This is a genomic window from Kocuria coralli (genome assembly GCF_008831305.1).
Lineage (GTDB): Bacteria > Actinomycetota > Actinomycetes > Actinomycetales > Micrococcaceae > Kocuria > Kocuria coralli.
Genome location: NZ_ML708615.1, coordinates 16,122 through 34,566 on the forward strand (window position 1 = coordinate 16,122; position 18,445 = coordinate 34,566).

Annotated in this window: 15 protein-coding genes; 2 read left to right on the plus strand and 13 right to left on the minus strand. The window is 69.7% G+C overall.

What is annotated here, in order from left to right; genetic code table 11:
- Positions 1-4 precede the first annotated feature (4 nt).
- The 12 genes from murG to dinB form a co-directional block, all read right to left on the minus strand.
- Positions 5-1,138: an undecaprenyldiphospho-muramoylpentapeptide beta-N-acetylglucosaminyltransferase gene (gene murG, locus FCK90_RS06230; protein WP_158033446.1), complete on the minus strand. Its 1,134-nt coding sequence runs from the start codon at positions 1,136-1,138 to the stop codon at positions 5-7.
- Positions 1,138-2,460: a putative lipid II flippase FtsW gene (ftsW, locus tag FCK90_RS06235; protein ID WP_158033447.1), complete on the minus strand. Its 1,323-nt coding sequence runs from the start codon at positions 2,458-2,460 to the stop codon at positions 1,138-1,140. Before ftsW ends, murG begins: the two co-directional genes overlap by 1 nt.
- A complete protein-coding gene (gene murD, locus FCK90_RS06240; protein WP_246180038.1) occupies positions 2,457-3,980 on the minus strand; it encodes a UDP-N-acetylmuramoyl-L-alanine--D-glutamate ligase in 1,524 nt (507 codons plus the stop codon). The genes ftsW and murD overlap by 4 nt, the downstream gene beginning before the upstream one ends.
- Positions 3,977-5,146 (minus strand): phospho-N-acetylmuramoyl-pentapeptide-transferase, encoded by a 1,170-nt coding sequence (gene mraY / locus FCK90_RS06245; RefSeq protein ID WP_158033449.1) that lies wholly within the window; start codon positions 5,144-5,146, stop codon positions 3,977-3,979. Before mraY ends, murD begins: the two co-directional genes overlap by 4 nt.
- Entirely contained in the window at positions 5,143-6,753 is a 1,611-nt protein-coding gene (locus FCK90_RS06250; RefSeq protein WP_158033600.1) for a UDP-N-acetylmuramoyl-tripeptide--D-alanyl-D-alanine ligase, read from the minus strand. The genes mraY and FCK90_RS06250 overlap by 4 nt, the downstream gene beginning before the upstream one ends.
- Positions 6,750-8,420, minus strand: a complete 1,671-nt coding sequence (locus tag FCK90_RS06255; RefSeq protein ID WP_158033450.1) for a UDP-N-acetylmuramoyl-L-alanyl-D-glutamate--2,6-diaminopimelate ligase — start codon at positions 8,418-8,420, stop codon at positions 6,750-6,752. Before FCK90_RS06255 ends, FCK90_RS06250 begins: the two co-directional genes overlap by 4 nt.
- A gap of 280 nt (positions 8,421-8,700) precedes the next feature.
- Entirely contained in the window at positions 8,701-10,536 is a 1,836-nt protein-coding gene (locus FCK90_RS06260; RefSeq protein WP_246180039.1) for a peptidoglycan D,D-transpeptidase FtsI family protein, read from the minus strand.
- Positions 10,533-11,354 (minus strand): cell division protein FtsL, encoded by an 822-nt coding sequence (ftsL, locus tag FCK90_RS06265; protein WP_158033451.1) that lies wholly within the window; start codon positions 11,352-11,354, stop codon positions 10,533-10,535. Before ftsL ends, FCK90_RS06260 begins: the two co-directional genes overlap by 4 nt.
- Complete coding sequence (gene rsmH, locus FCK90_RS06270; protein ID WP_158033452.1) at positions 11,355-12,332, minus strand: 16S rRNA (cytosine(1402)-N(4))-methyltransferase RsmH; 978 nt, start codon at positions 12,330-12,332, stop codon at positions 11,355-11,357.
- A gap of 292 nt (positions 12,333-12,624) precedes the next feature.
- On the minus strand, positions 12,625-13,056 hold the full coding sequence (mraZ, locus tag FCK90_RS06275; RefSeq protein ID WP_158033453.1) for a division/cell wall cluster transcriptional repressor MraZ: 432 nt from the start codon (positions 13,054-13,056) through the stop codon (positions 12,625-12,627).
- A 365-nt stretch (positions 13,057-13,421) separates the two neighbouring features.
- On the minus strand, positions 13,422-13,826 hold the full coding sequence (locus FCK90_RS06280) for a DUF3040 domain-containing protein (RefSeq protein WP_158033454.1): 405 nt from the start codon (positions 13,824-13,826) through the stop codon (positions 13,422-13,424).
- A 206-nt stretch (positions 13,827-14,032) separates the two neighbouring features.
- The gene (gene dinB / locus FCK90_RS06285) at positions 14,033-15,265 is read right to left on the minus strand and encodes a DNA polymerase IV (protein WP_246180040.1); all 1,233 of its coding nucleotides are present in this window, start codon (positions 15,263-15,265) and stop codon (positions 14,033-14,035) included.
- Positions 15,266-15,440: 175 nt separating this feature from the next.
- Between dinB and FCK90_RS06290 the strand changes: the two genes are divergently transcribed.
- Positions 15,441-16,559, plus strand: coding sequence for a polyprenyl synthetase family protein (locus FCK90_RS06290; RefSeq protein WP_158033455.1), 1,119 nt, complete (start codon positions 15,441-15,443; stop codon positions 16,557-16,559).
- A gap of 30 nt (positions 16,560-16,589) precedes the next feature.
- Here the strand turns inward: FCK90_RS06290 and FCK90_RS06295 are convergent, their stop codons facing one another.
- Positions 16,590-16,988, minus strand: coding sequence for an Rv2175c family DNA-binding protein (locus tag FCK90_RS06295; RefSeq protein ID WP_158033456.1), 399 nt, complete (start codon positions 16,986-16,988; stop codon positions 16,590-16,592).
- A 212-nt stretch (positions 16,989-17,200) separates the two neighbouring features.
- Between FCK90_RS06295 and FCK90_RS06300 the strand changes: the two genes are divergently transcribed.
- The gene (locus FCK90_RS06300; RefSeq protein WP_158033457.1) at positions 17,201-18,379 is read left to right on the plus strand and encodes a lytic transglycosylase domain-containing protein; all 1,179 of its coding nucleotides are present in this window, start codon (positions 17,201-17,203) and stop codon (positions 18,377-18,379) included.
- Positions 18,380-18,445: the final 66 nt, after the last annotated feature.

Below are 18,445 nucleotides of genomic sequence, written 5' to 3' on the forward strand. Positions count from 1 at the left end.
GCACTCACGCTCGTGCCTCCTGAAGGATCAGCCGCGCCATGGTGCGGTCCGCATCGCGGACCCCGGCACCTTCTGCGGCTCTGGACATCGCCGCCAGCGCTGGTCCGTCGGCGATGAGGGGAAGAATGTTGTCCCGGAACCACTGGGGGGTGAAGGCCTTGTCCTCTACCAGCCTGGCGGCGCCGGAGGCCACGAGCGCGCGGGCGTTGAGCGCCTGCTCGCCGTTGCCGATCGGCAGGGGCACGAAGACTGCAGGGAGCCCCACGGCGGCCACTTCCGACACGGTGGCCGCGCCCGATCTGGCCACCAGCAGGTCCGCGGCCGCGTAGACGTTCTCCATGCCGTCCACGTACTCCACCTGGGTGTAGCCGGGTGCGCTCAGCAGGGACCCGTCGTCGCCGTGCACCTGCTTGCCCGCCCCGGTGATGTGCAGGAGCTGCGCCCCCGCGGCGCCGGCCTCACCGGCCACCTGCGCGATGGTCCGATTGATCGACAGCGCACCCGAGGATCCCCCGGTCACGATGATCGCGGGCCTGCCGGGATCCAGGCCGAGTGCCCTGCGCGCCTCGTCACGGCGGGCGGTACGGTCCAGGTGCGAGATCTCCCGGCGCATGGGCATTCCCACGGTGCGCGCACCTGCCAGGGGGGTGTCCGGGAAGGCCGTCGCCACCACGGCAGCCCACCGGGCCCCGAGGCGATTGGCGATGCCGGGGCGCGCGTTGGCCTCGTGGATCACCACGGGCACCCCGCGGCGCCTGGCCGCCAGGTACATGGGCGTGCAGACATAGCCACCCACGCCGACCACGACGTCGGCCCGGGTCCGGTCGATCACGTCGCCGGCCTGCCTGACGGCATTGCGCAGGCGCAACGGCAGCTTGAGCAGGTCCGGCGAGGGCCGGCGCGGCAGCGGCACCCGATCGATGGTCTCCAGCGGCCACCCTGCGGCGGGTACCAGACGGGTTTCCATCCCCGACGCGGTGCCCACGGCCGTCACCGTCGCCGTGGGATCTTCGTCGCGGACCGCGCTGGCGATAGCCAGCATCGGGGAGATGTGACCGGCCGTGCCGCCACCTGCGATCACGACGGACGGTCCGTGGTCGCCGGTCCTCGGGCTGTCGGGGGAAGCCGTGGAGTTCATCAGATCCTCTCTTCCCGGGAGCGGAGGGGATGCACATTGCCGGGAAGGTCGTCGTGTCCTGGGTTCGGTCCGCCGTCGTCGCGGCTGCGCGGTCCGCCGGAGGAGTCCCTGGTGACCCGTGTCAGGGACATCACCACTCCCACGGCCGCGAGGCACATGATCAGCGAGGTTCCACCGTAACTAATGAACGGCAGGGGGACGCCGATCACGGGAAGCACCCCGGTGACCATCCCGATGTTCACGAACGCCTGGCCGATCAGCCAGGCCAGGATGCCGCCCGTGGTGACGCGCTCGAAGGTCGAGGTGCTGCGCAGCAGGACTCGCGCCATCGCCACCGCCATCACCGCGAAGAGCACGAGGATGAACACGGTGCCGATCAGGCCGAGCTCCTCGCCGATGATCGCGAAGATGTAGTCGTTGTGGGCTTCGGGGACGTAGTTGTACTTGGAGCGCGATTGCCCCAGCCCGACTCCCCACCAGCCGCCGGTGGCCAGCGCCGCCATGCCCTGCTGCGCCTGCCAGCAGGACCCGGCGACGTCGCAGTCGCCGGTGATCCAGCCGGTGACCCGCTCCATGCGGTGCGGCGCCATGACCACCGCGAGCGCCCCGAGGGCGGCCGCACCGAGGCCGGCGACGACGAACAGCAACCGCGGCGCCCCGGCGAAGTACAGGGCCGCGGCGTAGATCAGCCCGAAGATGATGGCCGTGCCGGCGTCTCCGCCCCACGCCACGCCGGCGAGCGGGAGGCCCACGATGGCCAGGGACGGCCACAGGAAGCCCTTGATCCCGCGGATCGTCCCCTCACGGCGGCCGAAGTACCAGCCCAGCATGATGGCCACGGCCAGCTTGGCCGCCTCGGAGGGCTGGAAGGTGAAACCGCCCAGGTTGATCCAGTTCTGGTTGCCGTTGACCTCGTAGCCGAACAGGATCACGGACAGCACCCCGGCGGAGGCCACCCAGAAGGCGACCGGTGCGAAGCGCCGGTAGACACGCGACGGCACGAGGGACAAGGTGAACATGGCCACGACCCCGAACAGGCCCAGGAACGCCTGCCGGGTGAAGTAGTAGAAGGCGGACCGGTCCGCCGAGATCGACTCCACCGCCGAGGAGGAGAGCACCATCATGCAGCCGAAGGCGAAGAGCAGGATCGCGCTGGCAGCCAGGGCGTAGTACGAGTGCACGAGGGGTCCGTCGTGCACCCAGTCCCAGATCCGGCGCAGGATGCCCGCCCCGGCCGCCGGAGGGCGGTACCGGTCGGAGTCCTCGTCCGCGCGGCGGACCGCGCTGACGGTACTGGACTTCGAGCCACCCCGCGGGCTCATGACAGGCGCTCCACCAGGGCCGCCACGCTGTTCGTGAAGGCGTCGCCGCGGTGGGCGTAGTCCCTGAACTGGTCCATCGACGCCGCCGCCGGGGCCATGAGCACGGTGTCACCGTCCACGGCCACCCGCTGGGCCGATTCGACGGCCCGCGCCATCACGGCGTCGCCGTCGTGGAGATCTATGCCGTCCACGGGGATCACCGGAACCTCCGGGGCCAGCTCGGTCAGGGCGGCCAGGAGCTTCTCGTTGTCCGTGCCGATCACCACCACGGCTCGGAGGCGTTTGGCGTGCCGGGCCACCAGGTCGTGGGTGTCCGTGCCCTTGGCCAGGCCGCCGGCGATCCACACGACCGAGTCGAAGGCCGAGAGGGAGGCATCGGCGGCATGCGGGTTCGTGGCCTTGGAGTCGTTGACCCAGACCACGCCGTGGGTCTTGGCGACAGGCTGGATCCGGTAGGCCCCGGGCTCGAAGGCCCGCAGTCCCGTCCCGATGTCCTCGGGGTCCACGCCGGCGGCCCTGGCCAGGGCCGCTGCGGCCAGGGCGTTGGCCACACCGTGCACGGTGGGCACCGGCTTCAAATCCGTCACCGCGGCCAGCTCGAAGGCCTGGTTCCGGCGATCCTGCAGGAACGCACGGTCGACCAGCAGGTCCTCGACGACGCCGAGCATGGAGGGCTCGGGGTGGCCCGCGGTGAACCCGATGGCCCGGCAGCCTTCGACCACGTCGGCCTCCTCGACCATCCGCAGGGTGCGTTCGTCGGCCGCGTTGTAGACGGCGGCCAGCTTGCAGTTCTCGTACACCCGTGACTTGTCGGCCACGTACTCATCGAACCCCCCGTGCCAGTCCACGTGGTCCTCGGCCACGTTGAGGCACACGGCCGCCAGCGGCGACAGGGAGTACTGCCAGTGCAGCTGGAAGCTGGACAGCTCCACGGCCAGCACGTCGTATTCGACCGGGTCCCGCAGGGCGTCCAGGATCGGGGTCCCGACGTTGCCGACGGCGATCGCCTTCAGGCCCCCGGCCTGGAGCATGGCCTCGGTCATCTGGACCGTGGTGGTCTTGCCGTTGGTTCCGGTGATGCACAGCCATTCCGCGGTCTTGCGCCCCGCGCGTTCGCGGATCCGCCAGGCGAGTTCCACGTCTCCCCAGATCTGCACGCCCTCTCCCACGGCGGCCGCCAGCAGCGGGTGCCCGGGGCGCACCCCGGGGGAGGTCACCACGAGTTCGGGATGCATCCCGTCGACGGCGGGCAGCGCAACCATCGCCGGCTCGCCCAGCAGCACCTCGGCGGCGCCGACGATCCTCAGGGTCTCCGCCTTGGCTCGGTTCTGCTCGGAGTCCTGCCCGTCCACGACGACGACCCGGGCGCCCAGCTCGATCAGGGTGTCCGCGGCGGCGAAACCGGAGATCCCGATGCCCACGACCACCACGCGCAGGCCCTGCCAGTCGGCATCCCAGCTGGTCAGCCCCTCGAGCCTCGCGTCGTTCAGGACCGGATTGGCGTTACGTGCGGCAATCACCGGAAGCTCCCCCCGTTGTGGATCAGCCATTCACCGTAGAACACGGCCAGGGACACGGCGACGAACAGACCGGCGATGATCCAGAAACGGACCACCACGGTCACCTCCTGCCAGCCCTTGAGCTCGAAATGATGTTGCAGGGGCGCCATCTTGAAGATGCGCTTGCCCCCCGAGATCTTGAACCAGCCCACCTGGAGGATCACCGACACGGTGATCAGCACGAACAGCCCGGCCAGCGTCACCAGCAGCAGTTCCGTGCGGGACAGCACGGCGAACGCCGCCAGCGCGCCGCCCAGGCCCAGCGACCCGGTATCGCCCATGAAGATCTTGGCCGGGGAGGTGTTCCACCAGAGGAACCCGATCAGGGCCCCGATCAGGCCTGCGGCCAGCACGGCCAGATCCGACGGGTCCCGGACGGTGTAGCACAGCGCGCCCGTGGTCGGATCGGAGCACAGGTTATCGCTCTGCCACATCGAGATCAGCAGGTAGCCGGAGAACACCAGGATGGCCGTTCCCGTGGCCAGGCCGTCGAGCCCGTCGGTGAGGTTCACGGCGTTGGTCGTCGCCGTGGCGATCAGGTTCACCCAGATCACGAACAGGATCAGTCCCACGATCACCAGGGCGACCGTCCGCCCGGAGGTGAGCGCCTCGACGAGGCCTCCCGAGAACTGCCCGAATCCGAGATCCAGCGGGGTGTCCCGGGTCGTGGAGATCGCCGTGGACCCCGGGGTCTGCCCCTCGCCATTGGGGAACAGGAGGGCGAGCACGCCGAAGGCCGAGCCGATCAGGCCCTGCAGCAGGATCTTGCCCTTGGGCGTCAGGCCGAGGTTCTGCTTCTTGGTGATCTTGGTGAAATCGTCGATCGCGCCGACGAAGCCCATGCCCAGCATCAGGAACAGCGCCAGCAGCCCCGAGATCGTGGGGCCGGTCCACTGCCCGGTCAGGAGGCCGACCACCAGGTGCGAGATCAGATAGGCCACGGTGGCGGCGCCCAGGATGGCCACGCCGCCCATGGTGGGGGTGCCCCGTTTGGTCTGGTGGCTGGAGGGCCCGTCCTCCCGGATGAACTGTCCGTAGCCCTGCCGCTGCACCACCTTGATGAACGCCGGCGTGCCGAACAGCGAGAGGACCAGGCCCAGGAAGCCCGCTACGAGAATCTGGATCATGAGGGGTTCACCCCTGTTTCCGCGTCCCGGCTTCCGCCGTCGGAGGCGTCATGGTGTCCGGGCCGGTGGGAATCACCGGCGGAGAGCCACTCCCCCGTGACGCTCGGGGCGTCGTTGGCTGCGGCCGGTTCACGGGCTGTGGCACCGTCCGCCGCGGCCACACGGTCCCCCAGGCGATTGAGCCCTGCGGCGTTGGAGGACTTGAACAGGACGATGTCCCCGGGGGCCAGCTCCTCCGCCAGCAGGGCCTCGGCGGCCTCGGCGTCGGGGACCCAGGTGGCCTCGTTGCCCCACGAGCCCTCCAGATGGGCGGCGTTGTACACGGGCCGGGCCACCTCGCCCACGGCGATGAGCTTGGAGATGTTCAGCCGCACCACCTGCCGTCCGATGGCGTCGTGTTCGTCCACGGAGACGTCCCCGAGCTCCAGCATGCCGCCCAGGATGGCCCAGGTGCGCCGTGACGGCTTGTCGCCACGGGGGCGCCCCAGTTCGGCCAGGGTCTGCAGGGCTGCGCGCATGGACTGCGGGTTGGCGTTGTAGGCGTCGTTGATCACGGACACCCCGTCGGGGCGCTCGGTCCGCTCCATGCGCCAGCGGCTGCCGGCGCCGCGATTGCGCAGGGCCCCGACGATCGTCTCGGGCGCGATCCCCGAGACGAAGGCCGCGGCCGCGGCCGCCAGGATGTTGCTCACGTGATGGGCGCCGATCAGCCCGGAGACCACACGATGCTCCGACCCGTCCGGGAAGTGCAGCGTGAAGGAGGGGTGGCCGTCGTCGTCGGTGGAGATGTCCGAGGCGCGGACCCTGACGTCATCCGCTGCGTCCGGGCCCTGACCCTCCCCGGTGCCGAAGAGCACCACGGGGGCCTGGGTGCGGGTCCGCATGCCGCGGACGCGGGGGTCGTCCTCGTTGAGCACGGCCACCCCCTGAGGGGTCAGGGACTCGACCAGCTCGCCCTTGGCGATCGCGATGTTCTCCACGCCCCCGAACTCGCCGGCATGCGCCGAACCCACGCACAGGACCACGCCGACGTCGGGGCGGGCGATCCCGCACAGGTACTCGATATTGCCGATGTGAGTGGCCCCCATCTCGACGACCAGGTACCGGGTGTCCTCCGTGGCCGTGAAGACGGTGAGGGGCAAACCGACCTCGCCGTTGTAGGAGCCGCGCGGAGCCACGGTGGGGCCCTCCGAGGCGAAGATCGAACGCAGCAGGTCCTTGGTGGTGGTCTTGCCCACCGACCCGGTGACGGCAACGACCTGGAGCTCCCGCCGTTCCCGTAGATACTCGACGACCCAGTGCGCCAGGGCGCCCATGGCCTCGACCACATCGTCCACCTGGACGGAGGGGAAGACGGTGGCGTCCTCGGCGGCCACGGGCCGTTCGACGAGCGCGAGCCTGGCTCCGCCGTCGAAGGCCTTGCCGACGAACACGTGGCCGTCGGTGACCTCCCCGGGCTTGGCCACGAACAGCGTCCCGTCCACCACTTCGCGGGAGTCGGTCGTGACATGGTCGATCACGGGTAGCTCGGCGTCCGCCACGTTGTCCAGTCCGAGCACGGTTCCTCCCGTGATCTCGGCGATGCGGTGCGCGTTGAGGGGTATCACCTGCGCTCCCACCGTCCTTCCTGCATCTCGTCAAGCGCTGCGCGCAGTTCGGCGCGATCGTCGAGCGGATGGTCCACACCGGCGATTTCCTGAACGGTCTCATGCCCGCGTCCGGCCACGATCACGGAGTCCTGGGGTCCGGCCATCTGCACCGCGGACCGGATGGCCACTGCCCTGGGTGAAATCTCATACACCTCAACGGCGCGTGCGGTGCCGGCTTCGACCAGCGATCGTGCCCCGGCCGCCACCTCCTCGCGGATCGCCGCCGGGTCCTCGCCGTGGGGGTCGTCGTCGCTGATGATCACCACGTCCGCCTCGCGTGCGGCGATCTCGCCCATCAGCGGGCGTTTGGTCCGGTCCCGGTCGCCGGTGGCCCCGAAGACCAGGATCACCCGGCCGTCCCCGTCCGGCGGGTCCACGGCAGCCAGCGCCCGTGCCAGGGCATCGGGGTTGTGCGCGAAGTCGACGACGGCGGTGGGCTCCGTCCCGATGAGCTGCATGCGCCCTGGGACGTCCGTGGTGAGCGGGTCGTCGTCGTCGAGGACCCGCTGCAGGGTCTCGAGCTCGACGCCCGAGGCCAGGATCATCAGAGCGGCCAGGGCGGCGTTGGCCACGTTGAACTCGCCGGGCAGTCCGGTGCTGACCCTCAGGGAGCGGCCGTCGCGGTGCACGAGTTCGAAGCGGTGGCCGATTCCCCTGCGGGACATCGAGCGCAGCGTCCAGTCCGCACCGCGCCGGTCGGGGTCCTCCTCGCGGTCGGCCACCACGCCCCCGCGCATGGCGAAGACGTCCACGTTCTCCGCCCCGAGCTGGGCTCGGGCGTGGCGGGCCATCCTGATCCCCCACTCGTCGTCGTCATCGGCCACGGCGATCACCGCGCGCTGCGTCCGCTCCGGCGTGAACAGCTGGGCCTTGACGCCGAAGTAGGCCTCCATGGTCCCGTGCAGGTCCAGGTGGTCCTGGGTGAGGTTGGTGAACCCGGCGACGTCGTAGCGGATGCCGTCCACCCGGTGGAAGGCGATGGCGTGGGAGGAGACCTCCATGGAAGCGGCCGTCATGCCCGACTCGCGCATGACCGAGAGCAGGGCGTGGACCGTGGGCGCCTCCGGGGTGGTCAGGCGCGAAGGGATCCGCTGCCCGCCGGCGAGGATCTCGATGGTGCCGATCAGGCCCGTGGTCTCCCCCAGGGCGCGCAGGATCGAGTTCGTGAAGTAGGTGGTGGTGGTCTTGCCGTTGGTACCGGTCACGGCGAACAGCGAGAGCCCGCTGCCGTCCTCGGGCTGGGAGTCGTACACGGCCCGAGCGATTGCGCCGACCTGGGAGCGGGGGTCGGGGGTGACGACGACGGGCAGGCCGGGGTCGGAGCCCAGGATCTGCGCGCCGGCGGGGTCCGTGAGCACGGCCGCGGCGCCGGCCTCGCGCGCCGAGCGCGTGAAGTCCGCCCCGTGGAACCGGGCACCCGGAAGCGCGGCGTAGAGGTCACCGGAGCGCACGGAGCGGGAGTCGATGCTGACCCCCGAGATGGCGATCTCGTCCGGATCGGCGTTCTGCGGGACGTGGAGCAGCTGCCCACCGGTCGCCGAGGCCAGGCGGCTCAGGGCTACCGCGGAGACGCCTGCCGGCCGCAGCGACGCGGCATCGGTGGCGATCTCCGGTGAGTTCTCCATACTCTCCAAGGTGTCCTTCCTGACATGCCTGACATGGTGCCGGACGGGGCCGGCTCTGCTCTTCGAACGTTCGATACGCACGGGGTCCGCCCTCCGGCCAGGCTCCGTGCATCGACCATGGCGGGGAGGGCTGCGGGGGTCCGTTCCGGGCTTCAGCCGAGTCTAGCGATCTCGTCCCGCCTCGGCCGTACACGTCGGGCGAGCCCTGCGTTTTCTCCTCCCGTGTTCTCTTGCCCGTGCTCTGTTCGGGTTCATCGGTTCGGGTTCATCGGTTCGGGGGTCAACCAGACGCAGTCCCTTCGTTGCGACCGGCGTCCTTGCCGAAGAACTTGGGAAGGGCCACGGGCTCAGTGGTGGAGGGGCTGACGCCGTAGTGCCTGAGGACCTCTCCCATGATCTGGCTGAAGACCCCCGATGCGCCGATGGTGCGGACGTCTCCCTCCGGGCGCTGCAGCGTGACCGCGACGATGTACTGCGGGTCCTCCATGGGCGCCATACCCACGAACGAGGTGGTGTAGCCGTCGTAGCCGCCCCGCTCCCCGGGGGACTCCGCGGTGCCTGACTTGCCGCCGGCCCGGTAACCCTCGACGGCGGCGTCCGGCGCGCCGCCGACCGTCACCACGGACTCGAGGATTTCCAGCACCTCGGCGGCCGTCTCCTCGGAGACCACTCGCCGGGGCTCGGCGGGGTCGGGGGCGGTCCGGGTCCCCTCGGAGTCGATCACCGCTTCCACGATCCTCGGTTCGACCAGGACCCCGCCGTTGGCGATCGCCTGGAAGATGGTGGCGGTGCGCAACGGCGTCTGGGAGACGCCCTGCCCGAAGAGCACCGTGTACTGCTGCCGGGTGTCCCACGCGGTCCAGTCGGCCAGCAGGCCGGTGCTCTCGCCGGGGATCTCGATACCGGTGGCGGCCCCGACGCCGAAGTTCCGCAACCACTCGTAGCGCTGCTCCGGGCTGAGCTCCCGGCCCACCTCGACAGTGCCAGTATTCATCGAGTCCGCGATCACCCCGGCGAACGTCCTGTCCTCCGCCCCGTGGTCGAAGGAGTCCGTGAACGTCTGTCCGTCGATGGTCAGCTCCGCGGGGACGGGCACCTCGCTGAGGGGCTCGATCTTGCCCTCCTCGAGGGCGGCGGCCGCCGTCAGCGTTTTCTGGGTGGAGCCGGGTTCCACGGCCGCGCTCACGGACCGGGGCGAGTAGTCGCTCTCGTCGTCGGTACGCCCCGGATCGTTGGGGTCCACCATGCTGGAGTCCGCCAGGGCGAGCACCTTGCCGTCCGATACCCGCAGGACGACGGCGGTACCCCAGTCGGCATTGAGCTGCTGGACCCGTTCCGCCACGGCCTCCTGGGCGTAGAACTGAACGTCGCGGTCCAGGGTCAGCTGGATATTCGATCCGTCGACCGGGGACTCCTCGTCGTGCGGGGCGACGGGGATGCGCACTCCATCGGCACTGATCTCGAACACCCTGCTGCCGTCCTCGCCCCTGAGCAGGTCGTCCTGGGAGAGCTCGATGCCCGCGAGGGCTTCGTTGTCACCGCCCATGAAACCCACCACGGAGCCGCCCAGCTGACCGTTGGGGTAGCTGCGCTGGGACACCGGTTCCGCGGTCACGTAGCCCAGCTGCAGATCCCGGACGGAGTTCCACTGCTCGGGTGTGGCACCGCGGTAGAGGTATTCGAAGTTCGCGTCCCCGTCCAGGGCGTTCTTCACGTCCTCGTCGGGGATCTGAAGGATGTCCGCCAGGTCCCGGATGGTGTCCAGGACGGTATTGGTCTCCGAGGAGCCGTCCGGGTTGCGCACGGTGATATCGCCCACCAGCGTCTGGTCCACCGCGATGTCGTAACGCTGGATGCTGCGGGCGAGCACGGAGCCGTTCCGGTCCAGGATCTCACCGCGCAGCGCGGGTAGCGCCTCCCGGCGCAGGCGGGCGTTCTCCGCGTTCGCCGCCCGGCCGCTCAGGTCCATGCCCTGGACCCAGACCAGGCGCACGGCCAGCACCACCAGCGCGACCAATCCGAGGACCAGCCCGATGAACTCGCGCCGGTTGACCTGCTCATTGGTGAAGGGCGCGTATCCGTCCCGCGCGCCGTCGAAGTCGTTCGTCTCGCTCACTGGCCACCCCCGGCGGGCGCGGCGGGCTCGGCTGCTGCCTGCTCGCCCTGGGCCTGGTCGCCCTGGGCCTGGTCGTCCTGAGCCTGGTCGTCCTGGACCCGGTCGTCCTGGACCTGGTCTCCGTCCTGCGCCGGGGCGCCGGTGGGGACTCCCGACGGCGACGGGGTGGCCGTGGCGCTGGACGGCGTCCGCTGCTGGGGGGCGGGGATGGACCCGCCGTGCAGGTCGACCTCGGACTCGGCGTCGTTCGCCGCGCGAAGCTGCTCGTCCACCTGCGCCTGCGTTTCCGGCAGGGCGTCGCGTCGTTCCCTGGCGAGGGCCGCGGCGCGGTCGGCCACGGCCGATCCGCGCTGCACGGGCTGATCCACCAGGACGTCGTTGTCCTCACCGGCCGCGGCCGGCTCCGGGTCGCCGGTGACCTCGTCGCTGGTCAGGTCCACGACGCCTTCGGAGGTGGCGGAGACCATGCCCTCGTCGGAAGCGGCGCGGGCGAGGTTCTGCGGCGCCTGGTAGAACTCAAGGTCCTGGGTAAGAGCCTCGGCCTCCTGGGCCAGCGAGCGCTCCTGGGCCCGTAACTCCACCAGCCGGTACTGACCGTCGCTGATCCTGACGTTGAGCAGCAGGATGACCGTGAGAGTCGCGATGATCGCCATGACGGCGACCACGATGGGCATGAACTTCGACCATCGGCGGCGGGCGATCGCCCGTCCGGCAGCGGCCCCCGGCCGGGCCTCGCGAATCCGGCTGCGCAGTCGCTGAAGGCGGCCCTGCCTGCCCTGGGGGCCGGGCGAGGGAGCCTTTGCCTTGCGTTGCGTCATTTACGTGTTCCTGCTTCTGATTCTCTCTGCTGCGCGGAGCCTTGCCGAAGCCGCCCGGGGGTTGGCCTCGATCTCCTCCGGTGTGGGGGTGTGCGTTCCACGGGTGAGGATCTTGAACGTCGGTTTGTGCTCCTCCAGTTCGACCGGCAGGCCCTTCGGGGCTGTGGACACGGAACGAGCGGCGAGTTCCCGTTTGACGATTCTGTCCTCCAGCGAGTGATAGCTCATGGCAACGACTCGCCCGCCGAGGCTGAGAACATCCAGGGCACGTGGAATCGCGCGGGTCAGAACTTCAAGTTCCTGATTAACTTCAATGCGCAGAGCCTGGAAGGTCTGCTTGGCGGGGTGCCCTTTCTTGCGCTGCACCGCTACGGGCACCGCGGTGCGGATGACCTCGACGAGCCCGCCCGTGGTGGTCAGCTCCTCGCTCTGGCGGGCCTGAACGATCGCGCGCGCGATCCGGCCGGCGAAACGCTCCTCCCCCCAGTCCCGCAGGATGCGGCGCAGGTCCGCCTCCGAGTACGTCGCCAGGATCTCGCGAGCCGTCAGGGACGCGGTGGCGTCCATGCGCATGTCCAGCGGGGCGTCGTATGAGTAGGCGAATCCCCGCTCGCGCTCGTCGAGCTGCATGGAGGACACGCCCAGGTCGAACAGGATCCCGTCGGCCCGGGTGAAGCCGCAGCGCTCGAGTGCCTCGGGGATCTCGTCGTAGGTCGTATGCACCGGGTGGAACCGGGAGCCGTAGGGGGCGAGGCGTTCACCGGCGAGCGCCAGGGCCATGGGGTCACGGTCCACTCCGACCAGCTGGGCCGCGGGAAAGCGCTCGAGGATGGCCTGGGAATGGCCGCCCATGCCCAGGGTGGCATCGACGACGACCGGTTCGCTCCGGCCCTCCAGTCCCGGCGCCAGCAGATCCAGGCACTGGTCCAGCAGCACCGGAACGTGCCGCTCGGAGGTAGGGCGCGCTGCATCCGACATATCTGCTCCTAGAGACCGGCTGCCCGGGATGGGCGGGGGGTAGACACGCGCCATCGCATGCGGGGTTTTCGGTGCATCAGCATACTGGTGAGTCGGGCTCCCAAGACGAACACCGCACCGTGAGCTACGAGACCAGAACCCCGCCCGCTGACCGCCTCTCGAATCCGGCCTGGCTCAGGGGAAGGTGAGTCAGGACAGTGGCGGCAGTGCGGGTGGAGATCTCGTCACGGAGATCCCGATGCGGTGTACGACCACGCGCGATGACAGCTATTCGGTTGCTGCAGGGACTGTTCTAGAACAGCCCCGGGATGACCTCGTCCTCCGTGTCGGAGAACGCCGACTCCTGCTCCGCCAGGTACTGCTCCCATGCCTGGGCGCCCCAGATCTCTGCCCGGGAGCCGGCACCGACGACGGCCAGTTCCCGATCGAGACCTGCGTACTGACGTAGCGGGGTGGGAATGGTGACCCGTCCCTGCTTATCCGGCACCTCATCGGAGGCGCCTGAGAGAAAGACGCGGATGTAGTCACGGGCCTGCTTGGACGACAACGGGGCCGCCCTCATCTGCTCGTGGACCTTCTCGAACTCGGCGGCGCTGAAGATGTAGATGCACCGCTCCTGTCCGCGAGTGAGCACCAGACCGTCCGAGAGTTCCTCGCGGAACTTCGCCGGAAGGATCAGACGCCCCTTCTCGTCCAGGCGTGGTGAGTACGTCCCGAGGAACATGCTCACCGCCTCTGTCCGAAAGGATTCCTCCTCTGCCTCTCTCCTGTCCCCCACTTTACTCCACTTTCCTCCCCGGTCAACGCAGGACGCCCTCGACTGGGCGAAATCGGTCTGCCCGGCACCTGGGCGCGGACACCGGCGATGCGGCATTCGTGCTGGTCGCAGCGGGGTGGAACCGCCTGTGGAGCGTAGTGGAGGCCGTGTGGGGGTGAGGTGGAGGACTTAGAAGGCGTGAGGAGTCGGCCGGTGGGAGGGAAGCCACGAGAGGATCGGCAGAGGCACGAAGAAGGCCCCGGACCATGAAGGTCCGAGGCCTTGGTGCCGGAGGTCATCCGGCGGCGGGAGTCTTCCTCCCGGCTGTGCTGCTACTGGCCGCTGGAACGGCGTTCATCCCACTTGTTCTCGAGATTGCGCATGAAGCCCGACGACGTTGACGGCTTGGCGCTCTGCGGCGAAGGCCCGGACTTGGGTTTGGGACCGTTCTCCGCTTTCGGCTTGGACTTTCCGGCGCCATGCATGCTGGCCCAGTAGACGCCCAACGCCATGATCAAGAATCCGAGGACACCCAAGGGGACGAAGTTCGCCATCACCCCGCCGATGACGACTCCCAGACCGATCACACCCAGAACGGCTCCGAGCACGATCGCTCGTGTCGAGAACGTCGGCCGGACCGGCCGCGCGTCCATCTGGCTGGCGAACTGGGGATCGTCAGCATTTAGCTGCTGCTCGAGTTGGGCCAGCAGCTGTTGCTCTCGCTCCGATAGAGCCACGACGTCCCTCCTTAGAACTGGTGAGCCCGTTTGGCATCCAGGGGTTAAGATTCTACGCCCTGTCAACCATCTTGGTTACAAGACTACCCTCCTGGAGCCCGTCACGGTATGTCCGCGAAACTCTGTGGAGAGAACTGGCAGCTCCCGTGCAGAGACCGCTTCCGCGACCGGCATCGGGGAGGACCGCGACGAGGGGCCGAGCCCGCTCACTGCGTCGGTTCGCCCTCCTGCCGACGGTTCCGGGTGCCGCGGTGACCGAGCATCGAGGCCGGCCCCAGACCCAGGTCGCCGAACCGTTCCCGGGCCCTGTCCATGGCGGTCTCCACCGCGGTCCAGTCCTCTTCCCGGCCGTCGAGGCTCAGCTGCACGGCGGCGTCGTCGTCCTCGAGATGCTCGGCACGGACGCCGATGAGCCGCACAGGCGCCGGGAGGGGAAGCTCCTGGGACAGCAGCTCATGAGCGTGGGTGTAGAGATCATGACCCGATGAGAACGGCTGCCCGACCGTGTGCGACCGGGAGATCGTGGTGAAATCCGACCACCGGAGCTTCAGCCCCACACGCCTGGCCCTGAGCCGGTGGGAGCGCAGCCTGGCGGCCGTCCTGTGGGACAGGCTCAGCAGCTCACGGCGGATGAGGTCGAGGTCATCGACGTCCTGCTCGAAAGTGCCCTCCGCGCCCAGGCTCTTCTCCTCTCGGACCGGGGTCACGGGGCGCGGATCGTGCCCGTTGGCCAGGGAATGCAGGTGGGCTCCCGCCGCGGGTCCCACCAGGTGGGCCAGACGGGCGGGAGACTGCTCGGCCAGATCCCCGACGTAGCGCAGCCCGGCGCCCTGGAGCACTTTGGCCGTCTTCTCCCCCACTCCCCAGAGCGCGTTCACCGGCAGCTCCGACAGGAAGGCCACCGTGTCCTGGTGATCCACCAGCAACAGCCCGTCCGGCTTGGCACGGGTGGAGGCGATCTTGGCGAGGGTCTTGGTGGCACCGATGCCGATGGACGCCGTCAGCCGCGTGCGCTCCAGGATCTGCCGGCGCAGGAGACGGGCGATCCGCACGGGCGGCCCCAGCCGCCGCACAGCTCCCGAGACGTCCAGGAAGGCTTCGTCGACGCTGATCTGCTCCACGCGGTCGGTGATCTCGTGGAACAGGTCCATGATCGCCTGCGAGTACTTGGGGTAGGCCTCATAGTGGGGGGTCAGCACGGTGCCTTGCGGGCACATGGCCCGGGCCCGCGCCAGCGGCATGCCGGATCGGACCCCGAAAGCACGGGCCTCATAGGAGGCCGAGAGCACCACGGAGCGGTTGGACTGCGCGGCCACGATCACGGGCTTGCCCACCAGCTCGGGGTGCTCGAGCAGTTCGACGGCGACGAAGAACATGTCCATGTCGACGTGCATGATCGCCGTGCGCCGCCACGCGGCGAGGTCGGCCTCCGTGGCCACTGCTACCCCTCCCCTGTGCGAGTGCGAATTCCTCTGCGGCTGCGGACCGGTGCCCGGTCCGGCAAGGGACTTCGTCTACCCTGAACGGGTGCAGACCCGCCAGGACCTGCGCACATACCGAAATCTCTACTGCCATCAACCTCTACTGCCATCGCGTAGCCGCTAGGAGCCCGCAGTGTCTCAGGACAGCATCGCATCCACCTCCGACAACACAAGGGTGAGTGCGGAGACCGACGGTTTTCTCGAGCGCCTCTCGGCAGAGCTGTCCCGGTGGTTCGAGCTCCAGACCCGGGAGGCCGCGGAGATCACCGATGCCGCCCTGCCCCTCGTCGAGGCCGTCGCGGCCCTGTCGACGGGCGGGAAGCGGCTTCGGGCCCAGTTGCTCTACTGGGGCTGGCGGGCCGCCGGGGGCGCCAGGGAGTCGGAGATCCCCGTGGTGGCCGCGGCCTCCCTGGAGCTGTTCCAGACAGCGGCGCTGATCCACGACGACGTCATCGATCGCTCCGACACCCGCAGGTCCATGCCCAGCGTGCACAAGTGGTTCGAGGCCATCCACATGAGGCGGGGCTGGGACCTGGAGGCACCCCATTTCGGCACCTCGTCGGCGATCCTGGTCGGCGACATGGCCCTGACCTGGTCCGAGCAGCTCTTCAGCCGCGCCCTGGCCATGGCCGGCCATCCCGCCGAGGCCGCCGCCGACTTCGCGACCATGCGGACCGAGGTCATGATCGGGCAGTACCTGGACATCCACGCCGAGGTGGCCGGGCCGGACGTCCCCCGGGAGCTGACCGTCCAGCGGGCTCTGGACGTGCTCCGGTTCAAGTCGGCCAAGTACTCCGCCGAGCATCCCGTGGCGCTCGGGGCGCTGCTGGCCGCCGCCCCGGAGGAGTTCGTGGAGCAGTGCCGCGCCTTCGCCCTGCCGCTGGGCGAGGCCTTCCAGCTGCGCGACGACATCCTGGGGATCTTCGGAGATCCCGTCACGACCGGGAAGCCGGCCGGGGACGACCTCAGGGAGGGCAAGCGGACGGCCGTGATCGGACTGCACTTCGAGATGGCGGACCACGACGACGCCGCCCTGATCTCCTCCGTCCTGGGCCGCCAGGACCTGCAGGACGACGACGTGCGCTCCGCCCGGGAGGCCCTGCGCCGCAGCGGTGCACTGGCGGCCACCGAAGACATGGTCGGCCGGCTCACCGACCGGGCGTTCACCGAACTCGAGCGCCTGCCCACGGATCCCCTGGCCAAGGCCGCCCTGCTGGGGATCGCCAGGGCCGCGGTGAAGCGCGACAAGTGACCTGCGCGCCCGGACGAGCCGGGCGAGGGGTCACCAGGCCATGGCCTGGGCCCGGCGCCGGACCTCGGTCTTGCGACCGGCATGCAGCAGGTCGATCGGCCGGCCCGGCAGGGAGTCGTCGGGGGTCAGAAGCCAGATCGCGGCTTCGAGGTCCGTGAAGCCGGAATCGCGCAGGACGGAGACGGTCCCATGCAGCGGATCGAGCAGCCTCCCGTCTGCCGTCAGGACGGCAGGGATTCGGCGGACCCCGTCGGAGGGGTCGCGGAAGGCGAGGACCGCACCCTCGTCGACCCACGAGTGCACCCGCGTGACGATCACCTCCATGGCCTCGGCGACGTCGGGGATGGTGATCCAGGTCTCCACCAGGGCGGCGAGTTCGTCGAACTGCTCAGGGGTGAAATCTTCTTGACGATGCTGTGACTTCTTCACGGAGACCAGGGTGCCACGGCGGCCCGCCGACACGCACGTGGCGCGCTGGATCGGCACCCCGGCGTGACCGGGAACGCGCTGCGCACGGCGTTGGTGGCGAGGACTCCCGGCGCGTGCTGTCCGAGGTCCGCACCGCCACCGGGTACCCTCGGGAACCGCGGCCATGTTCGCTTCCCCTGGCCGTTCCCCAAGTCCCCCGAGGTCATCTCCGCATGTACCGCAGTACCGAGGGCCACGATCCGCAGCGCGAGACAACGCGGTCGGATTCTTCGGCGCGCCCTTACAGAGTCCACGCCACCCGCACAGCGACCACCATGGCGGCCCTGGCCGCCCTGAGCCTGAGCGGGGCCCCCGCCGTTCACGCCCAGCCCGCGGCGGAACAGCCCGCTGCCACCCAGGACGATCCGAGACCCAGCGGCCCGGTCCGCACCGTCGTGCCCGGAGATTCCCTGTGGTCGGTTGCCACGGCGCACGGGATCTCCGTGGACGAGCTCATGGAGTACAACGATCTCTCCGGTGACGCCGCCCTCGAGCCGGGGCAGCACCTGCGCCTGAGCCCGCCCGATGAGGAACCCGCCCCCGAGGCCCCCGGCCCCGATGCGGGCGCTGCAGAGGATCCCCATGACGTTCACGCCGAGGACCAGATCGGGGGTCGGGCGGAGGACCCGGCGCGATCGGGCCTCGACTACGAGGTCGTGCCCGGCGACTCGCTCTGGGACCTGGCCCACCGCCACGGGGTCACCGTGGCCGAGATCATCGAGGCCAACGATCTGGACGTCTCGGAGAGCCTGAAACCGGGGCGAGTGCTCCAGATCCCGGCTCCGGCCGACGACGCGGCAGGCACCGGTGGCGATCAGCCGGATCACCGGGATGAGCGGGCCGGCGACGGCGGGACCGCGCAGGTGGTCAACGACTTCCCGGGGTACGACTACGACGACCGCACCGTCGCCGCAGCCAACGAGCAGCTCGAACAGCTCGGCGAACGCCCGTCCGTGTCGCCCGCCCAGGTGCAGGATCTGGTGCGCTCCACGGCCACCGACATGGGCGTCGATCCCGCCCTGGCCCTCGCGCATGCCGAGCAGGAATCGGGCTTCGACCACCAGGTGGTCTCCCCCGCCAACGCCGTCGGCGCCATGCAGGTCATCCCGTCAGCCGGCGAGTGGGCCGAGGGCCTGGTGGGCCGGGACCTGGATCTGCTGGACCCCCGGGACAATGTGATCGCGGGGGTGGCCATCATCCGCGAGCACGGCAAGAGGGCGGAGAGCCGGGACGAGGCCATCGGAGCCTACTACCAGGGACTGCACGGCGTTCAGGAGTACGGGATGTACCCGGACACCAAGAGCTACGTCTCGGACGTGAAGGCCAAGCTCAAGGCCTGGGAGCGCTCCTGAGGCCCGCCGTCGTCCCGTTGCCCCCCGGGGAACCGGAGGGACGGGAGGCGGGCCCACGGACACAGG